This is a genomic window from Agrobacterium sp. CNPSo 3708 (genome assembly GCF_028674915.1).
Lineage (GTDB): Bacteria > Pseudomonadota > Alphaproteobacteria > Rhizobiales > Rhizobiaceae > Agrobacterium > Agrobacterium cavarae.
Genome location: NZ_JAQZSF010000004.1, coordinates 32,482 through 57,706, shown reverse-complemented (window position 1 = coordinate 57,706; position 25,225 = coordinate 32,482). Strand labels below are relative to the sequence as shown.

At 56.7% G+C, this 25,225-nt stretch carries 20 protein-coding genes and 2 pseudogenes; 10 read left to right on the top strand and 12 right to left on the bottom strand.

Features of this window, described 5'->3' with window-relative positions; genetic code table 11:
• Positions 1-31: 31 nt before the first annotated feature.
• From PVA19_RS10275 to PVA19_RS10255, 5 genes and pseudogenes are all read left to right on the top strand, one after another.
• Positions 32-1,060, top strand: coding sequence for an ATP-binding protein (locus PVA19_RS10275; RefSeq protein ID WP_274102326.1), 1,029 nt, complete (start codon positions 32-34; stop codon positions 1,058-1,060).
• Positions 1,057-2,922, top strand: coding sequence for a TniQ family protein (locus tag PVA19_RS10270; protein WP_274102325.1), 1,866 nt, complete (start codon positions 1,057-1,059; stop codon positions 2,920-2,922). Before PVA19_RS10275 ends, PVA19_RS10270 begins: the two co-directional genes overlap by 4 nt.
• A gap of 246 nt (positions 2,923-3,168) precedes the next feature.
• The gene (locus PVA19_RS10265; protein WP_274102324.1) at positions 3,169-8,088 is read left to right on the top strand and encodes a glycosyltransferase; all 4,920 of its coding nucleotides are present in this window, start codon (positions 3,169-3,171) and stop codon (positions 8,086-8,088) included.
• 299 nt (positions 8,089-8,387) lie between these two features.
• Positions 8,388-9,062 (top strand): annotated as a pseudogene (gene tnpC, locus PVA19_RS10260) (IS66 family transposase); the annotation flags it as partial.
• A gap of 148 nt (positions 9,063-9,210) precedes the next feature.
• Positions 9,211-9,465, top strand: a pseudogene (locus PVA19_RS10255) (IS66 family transposase); the annotation flags it as partial.
• Between the two features lie 125 nt (positions 9,466-9,590).
• Here the strand turns inward: PVA19_RS10255 and PVA19_RS10250 are convergent.
• Entirely contained in the window at positions 9,591-10,148 is a 558-nt protein-coding gene (locus PVA19_RS10250) for a restriction endonuclease (RefSeq protein ID WP_274102322.1), read from the bottom strand.
• A complete protein-coding gene (locus tag PVA19_RS10245) occupies positions 10,145-11,071 on the bottom strand; it encodes a restriction endonuclease (RefSeq protein ID WP_274102321.1) in 927 nt (308 codons plus the stop codon). Before PVA19_RS10245 ends, PVA19_RS10250 begins: the two co-directional genes overlap by 4 nt.
• Before the next feature lie 1,504 nt (positions 11,072-12,575).
• Here PVA19_RS10245 and PVA19_RS10240 point away from each other — a divergent pair.
• Complete coding sequence (locus PVA19_RS10240; RefSeq protein WP_274102320.1) at positions 12,576-12,758, top strand: hypothetical protein; 183 nt, start codon at positions 12,576-12,578, stop codon at positions 12,756-12,758.
• A 461-nt stretch (positions 12,759-13,219) separates the two neighbouring features.
• On the opposite strand, the gene PVA19_RS10235 is transcribed toward PVA19_RS10240, so the two are convergent.
• The 4 genes from PVA19_RS10235 to PVA19_RS10220 all read right to left on the bottom strand — a co-directional run bounded on the left by PVA19_RS10235 (position 13,220) and on the right by PVA19_RS10220 (position 17,401).
• Positions 13,220-13,681 (bottom strand): hypothetical protein, encoded by a 462-nt coding sequence (locus tag PVA19_RS10235; RefSeq protein ID WP_274102319.1) that lies wholly within the window; start codon positions 13,679-13,681, stop codon positions 13,220-13,222.
• Positions 13,682-13,857: 176 nt separating this feature from the next.
• Positions 13,858-14,877, bottom strand: a complete 1,020-nt coding sequence (locus tag PVA19_RS10230) for a GlxA family transcriptional regulator (protein WP_274102318.1) — start codon at positions 14,875-14,877, stop codon at positions 13,858-13,860.
• 139 nt (positions 14,878-15,016) lie between these two features.
• The gene (locus PVA19_RS10225) at positions 15,017-16,033 is read right to left on the bottom strand and encodes an NADP-dependent oxidoreductase (protein ID WP_274102317.1); all 1,017 of its coding nucleotides are present in this window, start codon (positions 16,031-16,033) and stop codon (positions 15,017-15,019) included.
• 444 nt (positions 16,034-16,477) lie between these two features.
• Positions 16,478-17,401: an NADP-dependent oxidoreductase gene (locus PVA19_RS10220; protein ID WP_274102316.1), complete on the bottom strand. Its 924-nt coding sequence runs from the start codon at positions 17,399-17,401 to the stop codon at positions 16,478-16,480.
• Between the two features lie 147 nt (positions 17,402-17,548).
• Between PVA19_RS10220 and PVA19_RS10215 the strand changes: the two genes are divergently transcribed.
• Positions 17,549-18,253 (top strand): helix-turn-helix domain-containing protein, encoded by a 705-nt coding sequence (locus PVA19_RS10215; RefSeq protein WP_274102315.1) that lies wholly within the window; start codon positions 17,549-17,551, stop codon positions 18,251-18,253.
• 158 nt (positions 18,254-18,411) lie between these two features.
• Positions 18,412-19,617, top strand: coding sequence for an MFS transporter (locus PVA19_RS10210; protein ID WP_274102314.1), 1,206 nt, complete (start codon positions 18,412-18,414; stop codon positions 19,615-19,617).
• 17 nt (positions 19,618-19,634) lie between these two features.
• Here the strand turns inward: PVA19_RS10210 and PVA19_RS10205 are convergent, their stop codons facing one another.
• The 5 genes from PVA19_RS10205 to crcB form a co-directional block, all read right to left on the bottom strand.
• Positions 19,635-20,132, bottom strand: coding sequence for a hypothetical protein (locus PVA19_RS10205; RefSeq protein ID WP_112358342.1), 498 nt, complete (start codon positions 20,130-20,132; stop codon positions 19,635-19,637).
• Positions 20,133-20,215: 83 nt separating this feature from the next.
• On the bottom strand, positions 20,216-21,001 hold the full coding sequence (locus PVA19_RS10200) for an ATP12 family chaperone protein (RefSeq protein ID WP_274102313.1): 786 nt from the start codon (positions 20,999-21,001) through the stop codon (positions 20,216-20,218).
• A 12-nt stretch (positions 21,002-21,013) separates the two neighbouring features.
• Positions 21,014-21,670 carry an HAD-IA family hydrolase gene (locus PVA19_RS10195; RefSeq protein ID WP_274102312.1) on the bottom strand — a complete coding sequence of 219 codons (657 nt, stop codon included), beginning with the start codon at positions 21,668-21,670 and terminating at the stop codon, positions 21,014-21,016.
• Positions 21,667-22,659 carry an RluA family pseudouridine synthase gene (locus PVA19_RS10190; protein ID WP_062425328.1) on the bottom strand — a complete coding sequence of 331 codons (993 nt, stop codon included), beginning with the start codon at positions 22,657-22,659 and terminating at the stop codon, positions 21,667-21,669. The genes PVA19_RS10195 and PVA19_RS10190 overlap by 4 nt, the downstream gene beginning before the upstream one ends.
• Positions 22,660-22,721: 62 nt before the next feature.
• Entirely contained in the window at positions 22,722-23,099 is a 378-nt protein-coding gene (gene crcB, locus PVA19_RS10185) for a fluoride efflux transporter CrcB (RefSeq protein WP_062598390.1), read from the bottom strand.
• 200 nt (positions 23,100-23,299) lie between these two features.
• Here crcB and PVA19_RS10180 point away from each other — a divergent pair, with 200 nt between their 5' ends.
• Entirely contained in the window at positions 23,300-23,572 is a 273-nt protein-coding gene (locus PVA19_RS10180) for a hypothetical protein (RefSeq protein WP_274102311.1), read from the top strand.
• A gap of 136 nt (positions 23,573-23,708) precedes the next feature.
• Positions 23,709-24,137, top strand: coding sequence for a plastocyanin/azurin family copper-binding protein (locus PVA19_RS10175; protein WP_113265805.1), 429 nt, complete (start codon positions 23,709-23,711; stop codon positions 24,135-24,137).
• A 66-nt stretch (positions 24,138-24,203) separates the two neighbouring features.
• Here PVA19_RS10175 and PVA19_RS10170 read toward each other — a convergent pair whose 3' ends face one another.
• A complete protein-coding gene (locus PVA19_RS10170) occupies positions 24,204-25,205 on the bottom strand; it encodes a copper chaperone PCu(A)C (RefSeq protein WP_274102309.1) in 1,002 nt (333 codons plus the stop codon).
• Positions 25,206-25,225 lie beyond the last annotated feature (20 nt).

Sequence of the window (25,225 nt, the reverse complement as noted above, 5' to 3'; positions counted from 1 at the left end):
TGCGGAGGCGCTTTCTCACCTTCGCGTCTCGATGCCCGCCGAAGAAAACCACATCGCTGACCGCATGGAGGCGATCTGCGGTATGCACGTTCGCACGTTCAGGGATGCCGCGTTCGAAAGCCGCTTCCGCAAGATGAAGCGCAGCCTTGTGGCCCATTTCACGGGCCACACCAAGCAGCATCGAATGATCATTGTCACCGGCGAGTCTCACTCCGGGAAGACCGATCTGATCAACCGTTGCCTCGACGCGGACCCAGGTCTTGCCCCATACCCGACCAACGATGGGTATGCCGCCGTACCCGTTCTCCGGATGGATTCCCCGTCGCCAGCCAACATGGTCAATATGGCCGTCGAAGGCCTCGAGACGCTCGGCTATCCAGTGAAAGGAAGTATCCGCGAGAAGGATGCGTGGCCGCTATTCCGAAACCAGCTCAAGCGCCACAGAGTGCTCATTATCTTCATCGATGAAGCACAGCATGCCGTCAATTCGACGACCAATCGCGCCGACCTTCAGCGGTTGCGTGACACCTTCAAGCATGTCACGCAGATGAAGGATTGGCCTGTCCGGCTCATTCTCGCCGGGGTCACTCCACTCGAACGGCTGCGCGAAGACAAACAGATCCGCACCCGTTCCATCCCCATGCACCTGGGCGAAATCACCGCCGCCCATGCAAGCCACGTTCGTCACTGGGTGCAGAAAGTTGTGGAAGAGCATGCCGGGATGCGGCTCGACGACTTCGTCGGTGGGGACTTCCCTCTCCGGATTATCCACGGGTGCGGCGGATGCTTCGGCTCCATCATCCAGTTGAGCCGGATGGCGGTCGAGGACGCATTGACTGTCGGCAAGGAAATCGTCGACCTCTCTAGCTTTGCCAACGCATACGCGACGATGACGGGTTGCTCGAAGCAGGAGAATATCCTGACGGTGCCCGGCTGGCGCTCGATCAAAGGCGCATCGGCCCGCGCTACGCACGCCAAGGAGCAGCCTGAAGAAGTGCCGTCGCCCGCAGCGCCCTCACGCGCAACTGCACCGAAGGCGCATCGTGGAGGCGAAAGATGACGAGACTTTCGCGAAGCGTCCACTTTCACGACGACGAGCACGCGTTGAGCCTCGTCGCTCGGCTGGCGGCGACATACGGAGTCCGAACCGAAGACTTCTGCCGTCATCGGGGGCTGACGCTTCGCGATATCACCGAAGGTCGGCGGGCTACGCTGCAGGAGTTGGCATACATTGCGGGCATTGACGCTCCGCGCTTGGAAGCGCGGGCGACCGTGCGGACCGGTGGTTACTTCACCATCGGTCCCGAGAGGCTTCTACCCGAGAACCTAGTTCGGACGTACCATCGGTACTGCCCCTGCTGCCTCGCCGAAGACCGGCGGCAGGGTTTGGGAAGCGTCGAGGCAAGACCATTTGGAAGATTGTCTTGGCTGGTTACCTTCATTGCCTCCTGTCCTCTGCACGACGTCGCACTGATTTCCATTGGCAAAAGCAGAGCGAAACGTCTTGCTCCGGGCTTCTCGATTTCGTTGTTCGACGCCGACGTCGAAAGCTCGAAACCATTTCCGCAGACCGCGACCGAGTTCGAAGCCTACATGACATCGCGTCTTCTCGGAGACCGCGCCCCCGCCCGCGACTTTCTGGGCATGCTTCCTCTACATGTCGTCGGCTCGGTCTGCGAATTGGTGGGGGCGGCAACGATGTTTGGAACGAGATTCGACCATCGAGGTCATAGCGAAACTGAATGGGCCACTGTTCGCCAGGAGGGGTACCACCGTCTTTCCGTCGAGGGAAAGCCGTTCGAAGATTTTCTGCGAGAACTTGCTATTTCAACACGAAGGCGGACTGGCGAGCTTCGCCCAACCAACGTCTACGGCACCCTCTATTCCTGGCTAAGAGGACGCTCGAAGGAGCCCGACTATGACCGCCTGCGCGACGCGATCCGCCGGGTAAGCGTCGAAGAGCTTCCGCTCGGACACGACGACGACGTCTTCGGCCCTCTTGCGGAGAGAAGATGGCATTCCGTCAAGACGGCGTCCAAGCAGTTCTCGATAGCCACGGCCGCGCTCACCAAGCTGCTCCGGAATGCTGGCGCTATCCCTCCGTTTGAAGCGGGCGTATCCCCGAACATGATTTTGATACCGGTAGCAGAAATGTCAGTCTTTGCACGAAGGATCGACGCGGCGCTCGACAGGCTGCGGGCGTGCCAGCGTTTGAAGCTTCTTGAGAGCCATTTCGACACGCTGGAAAATCTCGGGGTCTTTGCGCCCTTCGTTTACCGTCAGAAATCGAAAAGCGAGACGGCGCTTTACGATCCCGACGAATTGGACGCGGCGATTGCTGGACTAGCCAGCTTACCGGCTCGAGTCGACTTTCGACCAGAAGTCTATACGGACATCTTTCGCATCCGAGAGCTGGCAGGCTGCACGTTCTTGGGAGTCGTTGATCTTCTGCGCTCCGGAATGCTGCCGGGAACTCTGCTGGACGCAAGCGAGACAGGTATCGATATTCTTCGTCTCAACATCGCTGAGGTTACGGAGGTAATGTCGGGGCGACCGCCGAATACCGTTCGTGCCGCTGACTACGACATGTACGGTCGCCTCAGCCCCAGCACGGTCCGTAAGCTCGTCGAGCGTGGATACCTGTCCGTGGTCGAAGTAGATGATGCCGACGGTCTCCGACGTGCGGACCTCGCGGCATGGAGCATCGAACTGTTCGAAGAGCGATATCACTCGTTGTACGATCTAGCTCAGCGTCTGTGCAGCGACAGACGGAGCATTCGGCGGGAACTGGAAGCAGCGGGGATCGAACCAGTGATTAACCACAGCGATCCGCAGAAGGCGCTTTACGATGTTTCGGAGGTCGCACGGTCGGCGGTGGGACAGGGACTTCTGATCGCCTCTACCCATCTAGCTGCCTATTGAAATAGCTCACCACATCAGCCATGTCGCTCGCCTCCCACTCCGGTCGGCCGCCGCCCTTCAACGCCGACCGCGACAACAACAGGTTCGAGGAACAGCAGCTCACTTCGCTGGTCATGATCGCTTCTGTAGTCGCCGCCACAAACGAACCAATTAGTTCGCTTTTTTCGTTGAAACTATTCAAGGGATAAAAGACTGGAGTCTCCTCGGCCGATTAGCCCGCGACATTCGAATCGGCTAACTAGGGGCATGACAACTCGCCAAATCGACGAACATCAAGACAAGTTTACTTGGACACGGCACTGGTTTCCAGACGGTCAAAACCTCGCTGCCTTGGATCGTTCGAAAGCTGCCGCCGAAAGCGCGGGTGTGTCATTGAATGAGGTGGCGGAAACACCTTGTCTTGTGCTTTTGGGCGACCCCGGAATGGGCAAGACCCATGAAATCGAAGGACTGGCTGAGTGGCTCGAAAGGAAAGGAGAGCAAGTCGATCTTCTCCGTGCCAGAGATGCGGAGTTCTCTGCCAAGCTCGACATGCTAATTACGTCCGAACATCAACGTTGCTGGGCGATCGATAAGCGGCCGTGGCATATCCTGATCGATGGCATTGACGAGATCGCAGGTCCGCCATCGTCGCATGAACAACTCCTCAGTCACTTCATAGATCAGATCTTTGCCAGCAGTGGTAAGAGCGCGTTGGTGCGGATAGCCTTGACATGCAGAACGGGTGGCTGGACCGAAGACCTCGACCGCTTAGTTGAACAACGCTGGCCGATCGGAAAATTTAAGAAGCTAAAGTTAGCGCCGCTCGAAAAAGAAGACATTCTCGCAGCAATCGAGAGAACAGAGCCGCAGGTAGCCAAGCGCGAGATTCTTTCCCAACTCCTGCTAAGCGAACAGTGGCAAGAGTGGGCGAGCAGCCCATTGTTGTTGAGCCTGCTACTTCGAAGCCATCTTGGAAATGAATTGCTACCGGCGAGAAAGGGAGATCTGTTTGAGCACGTTGTCGAAAGCTCTTTGGTGGGACCCACGGCCGTGCCTCCCGAGGCCCGTGTGGTTGTTGCCGGTCGCCTCGCTGTTACAACAACCTTCTCAGGAATCACTCGGTTCACCCCCAGTTTGGGCGGGGTTGCCTCCGATGTCTTCTCGGTCGCTAGAATCGCAGGTGGGCACGAACCTTCCACTGCCGGGAGCGTTATTGCGACGCACACCCTGCTTGCAGAGATCCTGCGTACTCCTCTCTTCGTTGAAGTCGAGCCCGGCGTCTTCGAGTGGACTCATAGGACTTTTGTCGATTATCTCACAGCTCGATATCTGGCGGATCATCGCCTATCGGCTGATCAGATTCTATCGTTACTAAATGTACCCGAGATCGGGGGTCCTGGCGGTGTCGCGCCACAAGTTGTTGAGGTGGCGGGTTGGGCTGCAGCGATGGTTGCGCCGTTCTTTGATATGCTTCTTGAGCAGCAGCCAGATATTTTGCTGCGCTCGAAAGCCGCCATCCTCGACCCAGCAGATCGGCACAGGGTGACCGCAGCGATACTGACGCGATTTGCGCAGGGCGACTTACTTGATCAATACGATCAACTGATACCGTTGTTCGGCTCGTTGCGACATCCGAGGCTCGCTGAGCAATTGCGGCCAGTTATTGCCGGAACTTTCACGCCACGTTTCGAGAGGCGTGCTGCGATCGATATTGCTACCGAAACGCATGAAATTACTTTGACGCCGGAGCTGCTTGAGGTGGCTGGCGACCCAAATGCGGACGGGCAAATCAGGTCGATAGCCGCACGCGCAATTTCACGATTGAACGGAGAAGATGCACCTCAACTCCTCGCGCCTATACTGGCAAGCGACCTCGAAAGTGATACAGAAGATCGCTTGCGTGGCATCCTATTATCGGTTTGCTGGCCGAGTACCTTGCCCTTCCAGCAGCTACTTAGGGCGCTCACAGTTCCCCGTAAGCCCAATTTCTTCGGCGCCTACCAGCTTTTCCTACACCGATTCGTACAGCCCGATTTGACGTCGCGCCAAGCGCTCGACGCTATTGCTTGGTTGCAACGGCTACTGGACATAGATCGCAGGGAAGTTGATCGACTGCAGCCAATAGCGGTCAAGTTGTTTCGCGCGATTATTGCCCAGATTGGAGACGCCGAAGTACGCAAGGCTTTTGCGGCTTTTGTCCTTGATGCTGATCTCAAAATTAGTCATTTCATCACAAATGATTCAGTGACACGTTTGCCGTGGCCGGATGATTCCGCAGTGCGATCTGCACTCACTATGCAAATTTTGCGTCAGGCGGGCGATCCGTCTCGTGCCGCAGCAATGCTTTTGCATTGGTTCACCGGTTTGGTTAGAACGGCAGATCTCGATGCGTATCTCAGCATTGTGCAGACGGCCAGCTCAGACCTACGCGGGCCTCTTTCGCAGATAATCGCTGATCTCACAGAGTCGCTACCTATAGATACTCTCGCTCGTGTATGGGAGGTCGCATCTCACGTCCCCATGTTGCAGCGCGCGCTTGCAACTCGCTACTCGATCGAGCTAGGCTCCACTAATGCCGAGTATGTGCGTAAAAGCGCCGAACGGCGGCGCGAGAGCCAGGAAGTTGAGGAGCAGGAAACCAACGCAAGGATATCCTGGCGTTCGTCGGTCGTTGATCTATTGGACCGGATTGAAGCAGGAGAAGCGGCACTTTGGTGGCAACTGAATCATGAGCTTTTCTACGGATCAAACGACGGATATGATGAGAACCTCGAGTTCGAGACAGATCTGACGACGACGCCAGGTTGGCAGGCGCTTAACGATGCAGAGCGTGAGCGAATTCAGTGCACCGCTCCTGTTTATCTTCGCGACGCTCCGTTAACTGATCTCAGTTGGTTGGGAACCAGTACGAGTCATCGGCCAGCTAATGCGGGGCTCCGGGCGCTGCGCCTATTGCGCGACAACGATGTTAGCACCTTCGACGGACTTTCGGCTGAGACGTGGGCCATATGGGCACCGGCGGTGCTTGGCTTCGTGGGGAACGACTTTCACACTGACGGAGATCCACAGCGCGATCTGTCTCGTGTCGCGTATCGCGTTGCGCCTCAAGCAGTACTGGCCGCAGTCAAGCGGATAGCCGTCGGCCCTGGCTCCAAAGGGCTGACTGTGCGTGTACTACAGCTCTTAGAAGGGCTGCTCGACAAACCGCTTTCGGAACTCTTGCACGAATTGCGGGACGCCAAAGATCTCAAAGGCAACGATGCTGCGTCTGAGATTGTTGCGTATCTTGTGCGAAACGGTGATTCGCTCGCAGTTCAACAAATCCAAAACGCATTGACGACGTCTCACGCAGATCAAAAAAGTTCAAAAATCGAACACCCTCAAATTGAGAAGGGTGTCATTGAACTCCTAAGTAAAAACCCGGCGCAGACGTGGTTAGATTTGCTTACCTTGCGCGAGATAGACGAGGAACTCGCTCGTTCGATCTGGGCAAAGTTCGCTGAAGAGCTCTCCTTTGATCGCTCGTTTGATTTCGGCGCACTTCCCGAATATGCCTTGGCTCAAGCCTATATTGATTTGGTTACGCTGCTGCCCGAGCGCACGCCGACGGTGTCTGGTGCACGGATACTTGGCGTACCCGACTATATAGAGCAATTGCGCAGCACTCTGCTATCACGTTTGGTCGACGCGGGAACGAACGGCGCGCTCGAGCAACTGCACCGCATGCGCGATACATTGCCTGAATTGGACGACATCCTTGACTGGTCGATCAAGCAGGCGAGGAACGTCGTTCGTGCGAACGCAACATGGCGTGAGGATCCTGGCGAGATTCTTGCCAGAATCGGTTACATGGGCGCTCCAACCGAGCCGCTCGCAGCGACGCCCCCAAGCGCTAAGACTGATGACGTTTCCGACGTGTCTATCGGGATGGACCTCCCGGTGCCCTCACCAGTTCCTTCAGGTCCCCTGTCAATAGCTCAGCGTCGCGTGATACTCGCTGTGGCGACTGAATGGTACTCCCATCATGGTGGTATTTCGACGCTTAACCGCGAGCTCTGCATCTCCCTCGCTGCACTTGGACACACAGTGCTGTGTCTTGTGCCGACTGCGTCTGATGCCGAGGTCCTTCACGCAAAAGCAGATGGGGTTGAGTTAATCCGATGCCCTGCCTCGGTCCAACTTGAAGAGAGCGCGCGCTTTCTTCTGTGCGACGCTTGCCACCTCCGCACCATGCCCGATTTTTTGATTGGTCACGATCACATAACCGGCCCCGCCGCACGAGCTTTGGCCAATAGGTTCGACGCAAGATATGTTCATTTTCTGCATACCATTCCACACGAAAATGAAGCGTTGAAAACGCCCCACGGAGATGCGCTTTTCGATCCGCTACGCGGCGAGGCGAAACTCGAGGACCAGATCGCACTTGCGGAACTCGCGGACTTGGTCGTAGCCGTGGGGCCGCGCATCAAAAGAAGCTTTATTTGGCGAGCACCTTTGCCGAATATGACCATGCTTTTGCCGGGCCTCAGTCCTGAGTTGCTGAAGTTGTCACCAGCGCCCCAAAATCTCCAGGTGAATGCCTGTCTAATGTCTGGGCGCATGGAGGATGCTGGCGTTAAAGGAGGTCTGCTGGCATGTGACGTGATCAAGAAGGTAGCTAACGATAGGCACTGGGATTCTGCACAGACGCCAAAGTTGGTTATGCGCGGTTTCACGAAAGAGAAGGCTCTGGCTGAGTTCAAGAATATCGGAGAGTTCAAAGAATATTCGCAATTTGTGCAACTACGATCGTTTTCAGCCGAAATAGCTAAAATCGTGCAGGACTATCGCACTTCAGCGTTGATCATTATGCCGTCCGTTGCGGAAGGATTTGGACTGACTGGCCTGGAAGCGATTTCTGCTGGAGTGCCGACTATCATTTCGGCAGAAAGCGGACTCGCTGAATACCTATGCGATCCAGCGCTGAACCAAGGGCTCGACCCCAACCTTTTCAAGCCAAGTGTCGCACCCGTAGCACGCAGTCACGAGGAGAATATTAACGCTTGGGCGGTGAGCGTTGAAGCCGTGCTGTCAAACCATCCGGCCGCGTTTGCCCGAGCCGCCAAGTTGCGAGAGGAACTCGGGATTCGCCTAACTTGGGACAAGGCTGCACGCAGCTTAACGAATGACTTTCTGAAGCTCTAGGGGATCTGGTCGGTCGAATCTTTATTTCGGCGAAGCAAGATAGACGGATTAGGTTTGAGCCAAGGATATTGTAATCTTTATTTGGTGATGAAGACTGTCCGCTGTAGCGTAACCTCTGTTCCACCCCCACATTACCCGCTGCCGCCTGAGGCGGACGCCAAATATGAGTGACGAAGAGCAGAAACTGCGTGTGCGGCTTGTGGGGCGTGATGGCGACGCCATTATGATCCAGCATCGAAGGCCCGGCTTGTAGCGGCCTGCCTTGAGGCGGGGGTTTCGATATTAGCGGCCAGATTTAGCCGCGGGCCTTTCTCGGCGGCTACCGCGGCATATTGATGAGCGATGGCTATACCGCCTGGCGAACGTTGGAAGGGGCAACGCATTTGGGATGCATGGCCCATTCCAGGTGTCGCTTCGTCAATGCCCTGAAGACAAGGAAGAAAGGCGGCGGACCACCGGAGCAGGCGCTGAAGTTCTTCGAGCAGCTCTACCGGATCGAAAGCCAAGCCAGAGGAGAAAGGGCGCAGGCTGGAGAAACGCAAGCCGACTGCATTCGCCGTTTCCGCCAGCAGCACAGCGTCCCTATTCTGATCGCCCTAAAGGCATGGCTCGACGCCATAGCGCAGAAGGTCTTGCCCGACAGCAAGATCGGCGACGCCGTGACCTACACCCTGAACCAATGGGAATACCTGACGCGCTACACCCAAGACGGCAGGATGCCGATCGACAACAATTTGCTGGAACGTGATATCAGGATATTTGCCACTGGAAGAAAATTCTGGTTGTTCAGCGATACTGTGGACGGAGCCAAGGCCAGCGCCGTAGTCTACAGCATTATGCTGACCTGCCGCGCGTGCGGTATCGAACCCTTGGCTTACTTGCGCCACATCCTCAGCGAATTGCCGCAGCGCGCATCGAATGCCGAAATCTCCGACCTACTGCCATTCAACTTCGCTAGGACTGCTACTGCCTGATCCCAGACGAACGCGTGACAGCCACGCTGGTCAAACGACACGCGTCAACGTGCAGAGATATGAGCGCTTATGAAATACATGAACTACCTCTTGGTGGTCCAAGTTTTCGTCCGCATCCCCACCGGCTCAGTTCCGGATGGAAACCAACACCAGTGACGGCAGAATGCCGCTCGACAACAACATTCTTGAACGCGACATCAGAGTTTTTGCGACCGGAAGAAAATCGTGGCTGTTGAGCGACAGCGTCGAGGGTGCCGAGGCCAGCGCCGTGATCTACAGTCTCATGTTGATTTGCCGCGCTTGTGGTGTCGACCCGCTCGCCTGCCTGCGTCACGTGCTACATGAGTTGCTACAGCGCGCTCCCGAAGTCGGAATTGACGACCTCCTACCGTTCAACTTTGCCAGCAAAACACCGCGAGCACAACGACCAGATCCGAAGAACTACCCGCGATATACCGGTGACGATCGTGTCAACGTGCGGAGAAAATCGCGTTTACATTGGAAGCGCAGCGGGATGACGCCCGGCTGCTATCGACGTCTCACTGCGGCATCAACCGCGAGGACTTGATCGCGCACGAGTGACAGCAGGCCACGCTTCAGAGTATGCACAATATCGGAAGCCGACCTCCAGGAAAGGAGATCCTCGCGCGTCACCACCAGAACGCTAACACGTGTAAGCAGTGCGGCCGTTATGTGGAAAATTCCTGCCGTCACACGCTCATCATCACCCGCCACACCTGCGAGCGCTACCAGAATTCCACTGCTCCGGCCCTTGTCGCTTAGTGTGTTTGCGAAATAACGAACGTCCCTGCCTGAGACAGGTGTCGCTGAACTCTTGCATTCGATGATAAGGGGGCAATCCAGAAAATGGACCCCGTCTCGTTCGCGATCGTTCCAAAAAAGTAGATCAATTTCTTCGGTCTGATAGAAGTTGCGGTGATCAGCCGTATCAAACTCCAATCCAGGAATTTCAGAGAAAATCGTTTGAATCAATCTCTCAAGCCGCTGTCCTTTTTCCTGGGCTCGGCACCCAAGAGCGCCAATCTCGGTGAGTTCGTTGGCAATCCACGTGGGGTCTATACTCATTTGCCGCGCCCTCGAAAAAGAGTATCTTCGCGACGTTGGAGAATTATCCGCTGCAAGTCACCACGTTCCATTGCATCGATCAAATCGAGAATGGCGAAGGGCTGGACGATCGGCGTATCGTAGAGATAAGGCACTGACGATGGGTCGTCGAGATCATATATCAGCAGCCCAAGCTTGGCTTCGCTTCCTTCAATGGCGGCTTCGATGCGTGGAACGGTTCCCGCGTGTACCTTTGCGACACCCCCCGCTCCGCCACCATAGATTTTACACTCAACAAGCGCGGGACCACCCATTTCGAACGCGACGTCATCGAGCCAAACGATAAGATCGGCTCCAAGATCTTTGGCTCCAACGTCTTCAACCTGGGCGCCGGTAAACCTAAACAGCTTTTCGCAAAGTCTCTCGAATGCGTGGGGCCGGTCAGATCGCTTGAATTCGCGTTGGGCAGACAATTCATTGCGTGCCCACTCCAAATTCTTAGGGTCTGGCCATGCTGGGGCAAGTTCACTTTTTGGGTAGCGATGAGCCTTGCGCAAAAATCGGTCAAGATCCGATGCCACGGGATCAAGATTTGCGACGTCTTCAACTGCGACCATATAAACAGACGGCAGGTTGATGCCAAGCGTTCCGGAAAACACCACGAAACAGGGCTTTTCCAAGCCTTGAGCTAGTCCCAGTTCGAAAAGCGCGTTCTGATATGAGTTTCGATGTGACTCCTCCGAAATGACGACGGCGACGTAGTCGGCTTTACTCATCAGACGGAGGATCTCATTCGTAATCACGACGCCGCTACCCACGTCGTTGCTGCTGACGGCATCAACGCCTCGGAGGCGTATCATGTCCGTCAATCTTTCAATTGCATGAGACTGATTCCCGCTAACAAAGCATCGACGGTTTTCGATTAAAGACGGTGTGTCTATCATGCGTTCTCTCAGTAAACAGGTTTTTCCACAGTTGCCATCTGTTCCAGAAAGGTGGCTACCAACGAGGCGCCGCTTCTCAGGTTTAGTTGTGCCCTTCACTCCAATGTTTCGCGTCAACCTTTGGTACGCAGGTGTAAACAAATTGCCAAAGCGGTCTATAATAAAAGTGTACGGATTCGTGGTAAGCGCTGGTGAGCTTGCACTGCTTGCATCTTCTAAGCGTCCGCTACCTTCCAGTAATCGATAGCGATGATCTTGCGGTCGTATATCGGAAACATGAGAACAAACCAGCCGTAAAACCGCTGCCGCCGCCGACCCCTGCACGAAATGAAGCAAGCCGACCCGGAGACCGTCGCGCCCCACACCAATAGCCTCGGAGCGGTCTACCTCGTTGGCCCCTTCTAAACGCCGAGACTCTTCGTGATGATGACGAATTCTCTAAATTTCAGACTCGTGAGGCGGGTTCCGTCTCCATCAACGAACACGCTGCAGCTCGAACAGAGTCAGATTCCGTTACTTATGTGTCTTCTCTGTTCGGGGATCATCTGTAGATCGTGACGGCATGCCCCTAGTCCAGACGCGGCAGCGAATATATGGGCGGCTACCACGATGTCGGTGACTTCACTCGGACTTTCTTCGCTAAGATCCGATGTTGACCGCTCGCATAGCGAACACATGTGGCTAGCCCTGAGGGCCATATCGCTGCTCGTTCGCGGGGTGAATTCATCTCGCCTACGACCGGCCGTTAGATATTTCTATTTCCCATTCAGAAGCCTAGTTGTGTCCTCAGCAAGGCAGTTGTGCCGCCACTCGACGGTCTTCCAATCCTCTTGCAATCTCGGAAGCTTCTCGTAAAACAGTGAGGTCAACCAACCGTATGGCAGGCGCTGGAACCTAGCTGGTCACCGTTCCCCAAGGTCCCGCATCCGCCCGTGCACAGTAAAGAGCTACGAGCGCTTGCGTTTCATCCGGACGCGATATGTAGAAGCTAATCCATCAACTTGTTGCCAAGCAGGGTAACGCGTCACGCTCGCCGGGAGCTAAATCAGAAAAGAAGTGACCTGTTTTTCTCAAGGTTGACCTACTCCATTACTTCAGGGAGTCACCAGATTTAGGGTCGGCAAATATTTGTAAGGTGTCGGAACGGCCTTTGCACGAGCTCGTCATTTTGCACGAAGGAGAGCTAGCTGCCCTCCGCCGCTATGCGGACCCATCAGCTTTCGAGATTGCGCGACGGATGACGGATCTATTCACAGAACCTGGCCCGGTTCAGGTAAAGACTAGCTCGGGCCCGCGCTTCCTTGCTAAGCATCTTCTGCATCGCACGACCAGGGGGGAATTCGTTAGATCCAAATCCGAACTTGCTATCGCGGAGAAACTTCACGGCATGGGCTTAGCTTACGTCTACGAACAACCCGTGCTGCTTGGGGGCAAGATGCGCTGGCCAAACTTCACGATCGCGGACGATGGGTCCGACGTTACGTATTACTGGGAACACTTGGGAATGTTATCCGATCCACAGTATGCTGCCAGATGGCAAACCAAGCGGGCAGCCTATCTTGCCGCAGGCATCCGCCCGCTCGAGGAGAATGCTGGAGGTGACGTTTTGATCGAGACCCGCGAACTACCCGGTACAGGACTTCACATGAGTGAAGTGGGTCGACTTGCCAAGCTCATCCTGCCGTAGTTCTCCTGCATAAAAGGTGACCTGCTGAAGACGCCTTTTGCAGAGCAAAGGCGTTCCGCTATTTCCCGACGGTCGCAGCTCTTAAGCGATCGTTGATAGTGGCCGCGCCTTAAAAAGCTCGCAGGCCTTGGTTCATCAGACTTATGCTTATGTTTTCAATCGGAATCTCAGCATGCAACGGACGCCTCCCGCTGCAGCAAACGTGTATCCAGTCTGGCGCCCACGTGGTCGTGGTAGAACTGTCTGTCCTCGTCGTGCGTCATGTCCTGTTCGCGAGACCTGATACGGTAGGTAAATAACACTCCGGACGCCACGCTGGCGTCCTCGTCGTAAAGCGCGAGGGAAAAGCATGTAGCCTTCGGCAAAGTCTGAACGCGAAAAAGCAAGGATCTAAATCAATCCGATCGCAATTTGTAAATGATTTCAATCTGCGCTCGGCAAGGTGTCTATGCCCCCAACACTCACGTCGACCAACTCTTCTCTTTATGCGATCGGGACTCAATTTCGGTGATTGGTGACAGAGTGGGATTTTGCGTCAGATATTCGCCAAGTTCTGGGTCTTCCACGTACCTGATTTGCTCGTCACGTATCTCGTATTGATTGTCGAGTTCGACGCGCAGGATCGCTAGTAAGCGGTCCACGTCATCATTAAATCGGTCACAAAGCGCTTGGCTCCACAAGCTTGGATAAGGCGGATATATAGGGTTGAGGTAGCGGGAGTGCTGGAAGTCCAACCGATCCCGAAGAGTTTGAGCGACGTCCGAAAGCTCTAGCGGCGGACGTACACTAACTCTTCCTTCGAGGTCGAAAGTTGAGGCATCAACTGGCCCTACATCTAGACGAGCAAGTGTCGCTTCATCACCAGCCCACAGACAGCCACCAGCACCATAATCGAAGAAGAACCGTAGCACGCCTTTAGACATAGATTTCCTATCGTGAGCTTTATCGATGCCCAGGAAAAAGGTGACTCCGTTTAGCTCGTATCGGACCATCACCGGGTCTGTTGTAGTTTAGAACTGGGATTCAGCGGCAATCACGGGATCTAACGTAGCCTCGGGCTTCGGTCTCGAGATCAATTCCTAGTCTTACAATTTGCTCTTCAGTTACCCTGCTCCAAACCTTTCGCCCCTCGCCTCGCCTTGGCACTCGATGGCGTCTCGCCGAACGCGAGTTTGAAAGACTTGGTGAAATGCGACGGGTTGACGTATCCGACGTCGAAGGCGACCTCGGTGATTTCGCGGTCGGTATTCGTCAGAAGCTCAAAGGCTCGCTCGAGGCGCAGTTGGCGGTAAGCCGCTGCTGGTGGCATTCCTATCGTTATTTCAAAGAGACGTTCCAACTGTCTGCGGGAGAGACCGACGGACTTGGCGAGCCGTTCGGTGTTTATATCGCCGGAAAGGTGTTGCTCCATCGTAATCAGCGAGGCGAGGACACGCGGCTCCTTGACCTGCATCTTCAGGGGCTGACGAGATTGCGGCGCGTTTGAGCTTCGCACCCTATCCATCTGGAGAACTTCCAGCGCATTGCGGGCGGCGTCGCGACCGATGTGACGCTCGACGATGACGTTTGCAAGATCCGCGGAACTGCTACCGCCAGCACAAGACCCTCTTCGACCTTCAAGATGAAACAAGCGATCGGGTCGTACGACGAGATGCGGGAAACGCTCCTGAAAGGCCTGATAATGGAGCCAGCTTACGCAGACTTCGTGGCCGTCAAGCAGCCCTGCTTCGGCCAGAATGAAAGAGCCGGTGCAAACACCGATCATTCTCACGCCCTTGGCTGCTGCAGATTTCAGGAAGGTCATGGTGGCGTGATCGACGGGTTCGGGCACGCGTAGCAAGCCGCCCACCACGACGATGTAATCAAAGTTGGACGGGTCGATGAAGTCACTTGTCGGTGCGATCTGGACACCGCAGCTTGAGGTGATGAGATGCCTGGTACTCCCGAGCACGTGCCAGTCGGCAAACACGCGGCCCGAATGGTCCGTTTCGTCACTTGCCAGCCGCAACGTGTCGATGAACAAGGCAAATGGTGAAAGCGTGAAGGATTTGGCCAGGACAAAGCCCACCTTCAACCGCTTCGCTGGCAAACTATCTTGACGATTTGGGAGGTGCTTCATCTTTGATCCTCCGAAATCTTGTCACATGATCTGAAAGGCCCGTGCAAGCAAATAGTGATGCGGCGCAAAGCGCAGGGCTGCCATGGGACTAAGGTGTTCTGGCACCGTGCGCCTCGGCACGCGGTGCCAGAACGGGCTGTCATTCGGCAATCTTGACCAGCAGCTTGCCAAAATTGCCTCCGGAAAGCATGGCGATAAAGGCTTCGGGCGCCTTCTCCAGGCCCTCCACAATGTCTTCACGGTAATGGATTTCGCCAGCGGCCACACGAGGACCGATCTCCGCCAGAAACTCGTCGAAATGGTCCTTTGCGAATTCGATCTGAATGAAGCCACGCACGAGGATGCTCTGGCGAAGGATGGTCGACATTGTCGCCGGGAGGCGATCCTTATCGCCAGCGCCGGCGCCATTATAGTGTGCGACGAGCCCGCAGACGGGAACGCGCGCAAACTGGTTGAGAAGCGGAAGCACGCCATCCCAGACACGACCGCCGACATTTTCGAAATAGACATCGATGCCATCGGGGCAAGCGGCTTTCAGGTCCGATTCGAAGTTCTCCGAGCGGTGATCGACGACAGCGTCAAACCCAAGCTCGTTTTTCACGAATGCGCACTTCTCCTTGCCGCCAGCGATACCGATGGCGCGGGCGCCGGCGAGCTTTGCCAATTGTCCTACCATCGAGCCCACCGGTCCCGACGCTGCAGCAACTGCGACCGTTTCACCTGCCTTGGGCTGGCCAATGAACTTCAGTCCGGCCCATGCGGTGAAGCCTGGCATACCGAGTGCGCCAAGCGATGTGGTGATCGGCGCGCCGTGGGTTTCGACGCGACGGAGTTGGTCGCCATTGATGACCGCGTGACTGCTCCAGCCTGTCCTGCCGCGGACGATGTCTCCCGGTGAAAAGTCGTTGTGTCTGGATTTGACCACCTCGGAGATCGCCTCTCCCTCCATGACGCCGCCGACGGGAACCGGTGCTGCATAGGATTTCGCGTCGCTCATGCGACCACGCATATAGGGATCGAGGGAGAGATAGAGAGCCTTGACGGTGACGTCGCCCTCGCCTGCCTCGGGAAGTTCGAACGCCTCGGTGCGGAAATTATCAGATCCTGGTTGCCGAGCGGGTCTGCTTGCGAGAACGATACGGCGTGCAGAAGTCATCTGATGCTCCTCTTGTTCAGCATCAGACTTATCTAGGAAGCCCTGCAGCGTTTCCAAGGCGGGGCATAGCAAGCGAGCGCCGCGATTGCTCAAGATTGGCGCAGCGCACGCCAGATGGTTCTGCAGAGCGGGATCGCCAAGAGGAGTCCGATCGTCGCCATAACTCCTGCGACGACCATCGCAAACTTTGCGTCGTAACAGTCGTTTCCATCGGGGCACTGAGATTGCGCCGCAGAGTATGCGGCAAGGCCAACAACGCCAAACAAGCACAGCAATGACACGCCCGCCAATGCAGCAATAATGACAATTAAACTTGGCATGGGTCCCGCGGCACAAAAATCTTCAGACTATATCGACGACCATATCGTGTGCCGCCCAGTTCGCCCATGGTAAAATGGGCGGAATCGGATCGAACTCAAGCGCCAACACACGAGACGAAAGCGGTTACTCCGGGACTGTAAGAACGATCTTGCCGCGGGTGCGACCGGCCTCCGATATTGCAAATGCGTCTCGAACGTCCGCAAAAGGCAAGACCGCATCAATATATGGCGTGACTTTCCCTGCCTCGACCAAGCGGGCAATTTCTTTCAGACTTAGAGCGTTTGGAACGGTGAAGGATCGTTTAGCACTGACGCCGTATTGCTCGGCCTCGTCCTGAGGAAATGCCACGACCGTGATCATCTTGCCGCCCTTCCTCAGGGTTTGTAATGCCCGATGGTAAACCTTACCGCCCATCGTGTCGAGAACGACATCCATGTCGGTGGCAATGTCTTCGAAAGCCTGGCGTGTATAGTCGATGAAGTGATCGGCGCCCAAGTCACGCACGAATTTTTCGTTGCGGCCAGAGGCGACTGCGGTGACGTGAGCGCCGCGAGCCTTGGCAAATTGAATGGCGAGAGAGCCGACGCCACCGGAGCTGTTGGTGATCAGCAGCCGTTGGCCTGCCGAGAGTTTCGCCTCGTCGAACAGTGCTTGCCAGGCGGTTGTCCCGGCCAGCGGGATCGCTGCGGCTTCGACGACGCTCAAGTTTTTCGGTTTGAGCACCAGATGATCTGCGTTGATGACAGCGTATTGCGAAAATGCGCCAGATGGTACCATGCCGAATACTGCATCACCTTTTTGAAATTGACTGACGCCGGCACCGCAGGTTTCTATCGTGCCAACGACTTCGCTGCCTAGCCGTATGGGTAGCGTCATTCCCATCCGTTCACCGGCGCCACCGCGGATTTTCCAGTCGATCGGATTGACGCCCGCAGCGTGTACTTTGACCAACACTTCGCGCACCCCCGGTTCTGGCCGGAGAACGTCTATGACCTCTACGACATCGTTGGAGCCGTATTCCCGGATCAGGACAGTTTTCATTTCCATCTATCAAACCTTGCCTTGATTGCCTTGTATTCCTCATGTTAGCCAACTTCTTCTTCGATGTGGCGCCAAATGGCATCGCGCAAAGGCCAAACAGACGTGCAGCAGCTCTTCACGATTCACCGTGCTTCAAAGCCAAGAGGCGCTGGCTTGCCGCTTCATACGCATGACGAAGCGCAACTGATCTTTGCTGCCTCCGGCATGGTGCAGGTGCATACGGAACGGGGTGTTTGGTTGGTGCCGCCGCAGCTTGTCGGGTGGATCCCTGGGGGTGTCTCTCATCGGCTCGACATCCTGAGCGATGCAGAGCTTTGGTTGGTGCTATTGCATAAGCAGGCATTGCAGGATTGGGCGCCCTCGTCTTTCCCCGATCGCGCCTTCGTTTCGCGGATCGCACCTTTGCTTCGCGCCTTGCTTGATGAGGCCGTCGCTATCGATCCGGCGTCGGACAAGGCCGAGCTCGTCGTCAGGCTGATATTGTATGAACTGACCGCGATGCAGGATGCCCCGACCTTCTTGCCTCTTCCACAAAGTACTCTGGGTCGGCGGCTGGCTGAGATTGCGATCGCTGACCATCGCAACGCTCTTGATCTGAGCGACCTGGCATCGCGCGCTGCGACCTCTGTGCGCTCTGCAAGCAGGCTCTTTCCAACGGAAACAGGGATGACGCTCAAGGCGTGGCGACAACGGGTCCGGATCGTCTGGGCGATGGAGCAGCTTTCTCGTGGTGAGTCGATTGCGCGCGTAGCAACACAGGCCGGCTTTGCCAGCACTGCGGCATTTTCGGCCGCCTTCCGGCAGGTCACATCGATGACGCCGACGGCCTTTATCGGAGATCCGACGTCCGCCTCGTGACGGGCCCTTGCCAAACCTGGCCACAGGTCAAAAGCGGCCGTTGCTGCTTCTACCGTCGCTTATGTCCGCCGAACAATTCTCCGGGATAGTGGCGTTGCTCCACTGGCCAAGCACGCTATGGTGGCCTCCCATTACCTTATAGAACGCTACTCGATCCGATGACATTCCGCAGCCGCCTGATTTTCTACGCCTTGCTGACCTCCCTCACCTCGCTCAGCATCGATGCTTTGCTGCCGGGTCTGAGGCAGATCGGACTGGAGCTCGGCGTGGCGCCGCCACTCTCCACCCATCACGTGATCTCGCTGTTCATCTTCGGCATGGCCTTTGGCGAACTTGTCATCGGCCCTCTTTCGGATGCATTCGGGCGCAAGCAAGCACTCCTCGGCGGGCTTTGCGTCTATCTCCTCGGAACAGTCGTCGCGCTTTTTGCCCAGTCTCTGGAAATGGTGCTCATTGGCCGGTTCCTGCAAGGTGTGGGCGTCTCCGGTCCGAAGATTGCGACCCGCGCCATGATCCGTGACCAGTTCGAGGGCGATGCCATGGCGCGTGTCATGTCCTTCATGTTCACGCTGTTTATCCTGGTCCCAATGCTGGCTCCCGCTCTGGCGCAGGGACTTATCGCTATAGCTGGATGGCGCAGTGTGTTTGTCGCCTATTTCGTCATCGCCGTGGTGCTCGGAGCGTGGGTTGCTGCTCGGCATCCCGAAACGCTGCCTTTGGTACGGCGTATTCCATTTCGGCCGCGCCTGCTGTTCCTGAACGCGCGGCGCATTGTCTCCAGCCCTAGAGTAACGTTGCTGATCATCGCCACCGGACTGGTTTTCGGGGCGCAGCTCCTCTATCTCAGCACGGCTGCGGATCTCTTCTTTGAAGCTTACGGCGTGACTGAGAGCTTCCCGCTGTACTTCGCAGCGCTCGCTCTCGCGGTGGGCCTTGCCTCTTTCATCAATGCGAGGCTGGTCCAGCGCCTTGGCGTGGTCACGATGGCGCGTGCCGGTTTTATTGGTTTAACGGCGGTGTCTCTGTTGATGATGATTGCGACTTTGGGCGCAGAGGGTGTGTTGCCCTTCGCGGTATTCTTGACGCTGCTATCCCTCGCCTTCTTTGCGATCGGTATCCTGTTCGGCAATCTCAATGCATTGGCAATGCAGACGCTTGGAAACGTGGCGGGGTTTGGGGCATCCCTGATCGCGTCGGGGTCAAGCCTCGTTGCCACACTGTTTGCAGTTGGTTTCGGCAGCTTTTACAGCGGCGACACCACTTACCTCGCAGCCGGATTCTTTGCAGCGGGACTGTCTTCACTCGTTCTTGCCGAGATCGCCATCAGAAGACACGAGTTGCCGGTCGTTGGCGTCACCGTGTGACGCGCGCCGTGGTGGGCTTACCGGCTCCCGGGAAACAAAGCGGTGGCAAGTGTCGATGGTGCGGTTCGGTTCAGCTTGAACTCGGATATCACTCGCTCCGCCACGCCGAAGGCCAGATCCCGCTCTATCGACGAGGCATCGATACCAATTGCCGTGACGGTAAATTTCGCCTCGGCGATGACTTCGCCCGTCTGCACCGCCGCTGCGCGCACTACGGCCTTCACCGAGGCACGTTGGCCTAGAAGCAAGGAGCCTTTGGTATAGGATTCGAGCCGGATGGTCAGCACGACGCGGGGTCGCGCACGCACCCTCACCGTGTCGTTGATAGCATTGGCGACCTGATAATGGATCGACTGCATAAGCTCCGGCGAGACATCCGGCCGGGCGGCAACGAAAGCGCCCCGCACGTCATAGATCAGCCGGTCTCGCTCGCCCGTTTCAGGTCCAAGCCTGAAAGACATGAGTGCGAGCGACGCCAGCAAAACCATGCCGAAACGCTTCAGTTGCCGATACAAGAAAGACGCCTCCCCTAAGGTAACCCTCAGGGTGCATCTTCATCCATCGTGGTTAAAAATGCTCTAAGTCGTGACGACGACCTTTACCGCGCTGCAGCGAGGACACGCGCCGCTGCGCGCATGTCGGTGAAGCGCACGGCGCGGCGTTGCTGTGCCTCTTCGTCCTCGCCCCACTGTTCGGCAGTCCAGTCCTCATCCAGATGAGCGAGTGCCCAGACCTCTTCGAGGGATTTCTCCCCTTCGGCCACGGCGAGCGCAAGGAGCGCCGATCCGGTGAGCGTGGTCATGGTGTGGAGAGCCGCAAGCTCGATCGGCGTATCGTATTTGCGCAGAGTGACGGCAAAGGCCGCCACGGCCTCACGCGGTTGCTCCTGGTGCATCACGCCTTCGATCAGGATGAAGCGTGCTCCGAGCGTGTTCGCAGCCCAGTCGATGACTTGGTCCCACTGCTCGCTCTGTCGTTCGACAAGGGCTTCCGGCTCGCCCGCGCGGTAGCACAGGAGGTCGGTGGAAGAGAAGCGAAGGATATCTTCGAAGACTGCCTGTGGATCATTGGCAATGCCATCAATCGCCGTATTGATGTGACGGGAGACCGGCATGGTCGCCGGGTCTACGACGTCGGCCTGCAAATCCCACTCATCGCGCATCAAGACGGCAAGCGCTTTCGTCGGTACGGAAAGTGCATGTTTCGCTGGCGTGCGTAGCGTCTTGCCGTCGAGACGGATTGTAAATGTTCCGTCGTCCAGCTCCTCAACGGTGACATCCTTGTAGAAACGCTTGGGTAGCGGCTTCTGCATCTGGATCTGCGCCCGGCGGATCGGGTCTGGATGGCTCAAGCCCTCCGAAAGATCGTTCAGCAAATCACGCATCTTCTGTCCTTATCAGCCCGGTATGTGGCCGGGAATTTCGCTTGGATGGCTGACGATCGCATCTGCACCTGCAGCCCAGAGCGCGTCGACGGAGGCATAGCCCCAGGCAACTCCGATTGCCTTGGCACCGGCGGCTTTTGCCATCTGCATATCGTAGATCGCATCGCCGATGACGATCGTATCGGCCGGAACCATCCCGGTCTCGTTGCAGCATTCGCTGACCATGGCCGGATGGGGCTTCGAGGGGCAGTCATCGGCCGTGCGCGACACGATGAAATGTTTGCGAAAGCCGTGCGTGTCCATGATGAGGTTGAGGCCGCGCCGGGATTTGCCGGTCACAGCTCCCATCAAGAGTTCTTCCCGCTCGGAGAGCTTCGCGATCATCGCCATGATGCCGTCGAAGACCGGTTCCTGAAAGCCAGCTTCAGCGCGCGTCTCCGCAAAGATCGCCTTATAATGCGCCGTCATGGCCGTCGCCTCGTCATCCACATGCGTCTTGCCCTGCATCCGGGCAATCGCGATGTCGAGCGTCAGGCCGATGATGGACTTCGTCAGCGACACCTCAGGGCGTGGATATCCAAAATGCACAAAGGTGCGCGCCATGACTTCATGGATGAGACCAACACTATCGACCAGCGTGCCATCGCAATCGAAAAGAACAAGCTTCATTGATCGTCCCTGTCACCATCGGCAACGTCGAGGCCGAGAAGATTCCACGTCTGCACCATATGCGGCGGCAAAGGCGCGCTGACGCGGAGGCGTCCGCCTGACGGATGGGGAATGTCGATGTGTCGCGCGTGCAGATGCAGGCGTTTCTGGATGCCGCCGGGAAAATCCCAGTTCGGATCTTCGATATAGTATTTGGGATCGCCGATAATCGGATGGCCCATATGCAGCGCGTGGACGCGCAACTGGTGGGTACGGCCGGTATAGGGCTCCATCTCCAGCCAGGCGAGGTTCTGCGCTGCGGTATCGATCACCCGGTAATAGGAGATGGCGTGGTCGGCACCCTCCTCGCCGTGTTTGGCAATGCGCATGCGGTCGCCATCCGGCGTTTGCTCTTTCACCAGCCAGCTTGAGATCTTGTCCTGGTGTTTGCGCGGCACGCCTTTGACCAACGACCAATAGGTCTTCTTGGTATCGCGCTCACGAAAGGCCGCAGTCAGTTTCTGTGCTGCGCCGCGTGTACGTGCGACGACGAGAACGCCCGACGTATCGCGGTCGAGGCGATGCACGAGACGGGGCTTTTCGCCCTTCTGGCTCGTCCAGGCTTCCAGAAGACCGTCGATGTGGCGGTTTACGCCCGAGCCGCCCTGCACTGCGATGCCGGCTGGCTTGTTGAAGACAAAGACCTTGTCGTCTTCATGCAGCAACATGCGCTTGAGAAGATCGCCGTCTTCCGAATGCTTCAAATCCTTGGAGCCGATGGGACCGCTCTTGACCTTGGCATCGACATCAAGCGGCGGCACGCGGACCATCTGCCCCGGTTGAACCCGAGCATCGGTCTTGACCCGTCCACCATCCACACGAACCTGGCCGGATCGCATCAGCTTCTGCAGCTGGCCGAACCCCAGTCCCGGATAGTGGATCTTGAACCAGCGGTCGAGACGCATTCCGGCCTCGTCGGCCTCTACCTTGATGTGCTCGATACCTGCCATGGCAATTCCAGTCTTTCTTTTCTGATCTGCCGCCTCGTTCCTGTGCGGCCTTTGCCTTGCCTTTAAAACAAAGCGCGGCCCAAGGCCAGCCCGGCGAAGATCGCAGCAAAAGAAACCAGTAGGCTGGCCAGCAGATAGAGCGCTGATAGGCCGACTTCGCCACGCTCGAACAGCACCATCGTGTCCAGCGTGAAGGACGACCATGTGGTGAAGCCTCCAAGAATACCGGTGACGATGAAGGCTCGCATCTCATTGGAAGCGTCGAAGCGGCGCGCGACCATTTCGACCAGAAGGCCGATCGCAAATGCGCCAACGACGTTCACAGTCAGCGTGCCCCAAGGGAAATTCGGCCCGGCAAGACGCGTCGCCCAAAGCCCGACCAGATAGCGGCCGACTGAGCCGATGGCCCCGCCGATTGCGACGAGAAGAATGTTCGACATGCAAAGACGCTCCGGTCCTAATGCTAAACGCTGATGACCCGTCAGCTTTAAGTCATGGCGATGGATTTAGAAATATGCTGGCGACAATCGTCCGGCTCCGTTGATGATTAAAATGCACATCAAATTCAACCTGAAGGTTTAGCCGAAGATAAATCTCGCCCTGTTACATTGCTGTCCATTATTACTATCGAGGTCTGGCAATGTGGCAGGTTTGGTCGGTTTCCGCGAATATCGCGGCGTATGCGTCTGAGGGCGCAAAATCTCCGCAGCGCGCTTCGCGCAAAGCGGAGGTCGAAAAGGCTGCCAAGGAATTGAAGCAGATCACGCGCAACGATGGGTCGGAACATACATTGATGAATTTGACAGCCGCGGTGCCCTCGCTTTCCCTCTTCACATCCGGGCGGCAAAACCCTCAGGCGACATTGGAGCAGGCTCGCCATGCCTATGAGGAAGATTGGGACACCTCCGACTAAAGGCTGTCGCGATCTTTCAGATTCAGTCCTATGCTTCAGGGCAATGCTTTAAGCTTCGGCCTTCGTAACGACGTTCAGATTCCTGTCAGGCAAATCACCCAACCTCTTTTCGTAATCACTGAAACAGAGGTTGATCATGAAGACCCTAGCAAAATTGACGATGGCAGCGGTCGCTGCCTTTACCCTCGCAGCTCCGGCATTTGCCGCAACCGCCATCATGGTTCATGAAGGCGGCGAAGGCGGGCAGCCGATGACGCTGACACTCGATAAGCCCAGCGTCAAAGCTGGAGAAGCCGTCTTCATGGTTCACAACGACGCCGTCTCGGAAGATCACGAGATGGTTCTCGTCAAGCTGAAGTCGCCCGACGAGGCGATCCCGCTCAACACAGCAAAACATCGCATCGATGAAAAGAAGCTGAAGAGCCTTGGCGAAGTGGCGGATCTGAAACCCGGCAAGGACGGCCAGTTGAAAGCCAAGCTGACGCCCGGCACCTACCTGCTCTTTTGCAATATCAAAGGTCACTACGAGGCCGGAATGCAGGCGAAGCTCACGGTTACGAAGTAAGAACGATTTGCGCGTCGATGGCCGTCGAGATGCCGATGCATCCCGGCGGCCATCGTTTGAGAGCCGTCAATTATGATTGTGCTTCGCCTCACCCGGATTGGCGGGTCCGACCGGAAGCTCGATCGAGACCTCTCCGGCCTTCTCGAAAGTCAGTGTCACGGGAACCTTGTCGCCTTCGGCAAACGGCTTCTTGACGTTGAAGAACATGAAATGGAGACCGCCCGGCGAAAGCTCCACCGTCTGACCGGCCGGCACGACGATACCGTCATTCAGCTTGCGCATCTTCATGACGTCATTGGCCATGGCCATTTCGTGAATTTCGGCGCGACCTGCCAGGGGTGACGAGACCGAAACAAGCCGATCGTCAGAGGTGCCCGTGTTGCGGATGGTGACAAAGCCGCCGCCGACTGGCTGTCCGGGCAACATGGCTTTGGTGGATGCTTGAGACAGTTCCAGTTCCCCGACCTTGACCACGCCAGCGGACGCGCTCGTATCTGCCATGGCGCCGTGATCATGGTGCGCATGCCCCTCGCCTTCACCATTCTGCTTGGCCGTGATGCGGATGACCGGTGCGGGATTGTCCAGTGAATGAGGATCCTGGCCCTCTGCCGCTATCTGATCCCAGCTTGCGGTGCCCTTGTCGCCGCAAAGCTGCTTTACCTTGAAGGGAAGCGTCTTGCCTGGCGCAACACCTGCGATCTTCCCCTGGATGTTGAAGGTGTCATAATAATCATCCGGCAGGTTGCCGCTCTTCCAGCGAATTTCGACTGGCCCGCTCGTCACCTCTTTTCCGTGGTTCTTGTAGGTCTTCTGGTAGTCGCCCTTGATGATCTCCAGCTCCCAGCCGGCTTTCGGCTGCGGTTTGGCGGAGATGAAGCCCTCGGGCAAAACGACCTGAACCTCTGTCGTCGCAAGACCGCCTTCACAGCCGTGCGGCACCTGAAGGGCCGCGACGATGGTGCTGTCTTCCTCCGCCGTGCCGTTGACGAAGCTCGTATGGGCGAAGGCAGAGGTGGTCGAGAGGGCGGCTGCGAATGCTGTGAATGCTGCGTGCTTGATGGTTGTCATCTTTCGATCCTTGCGGCTGC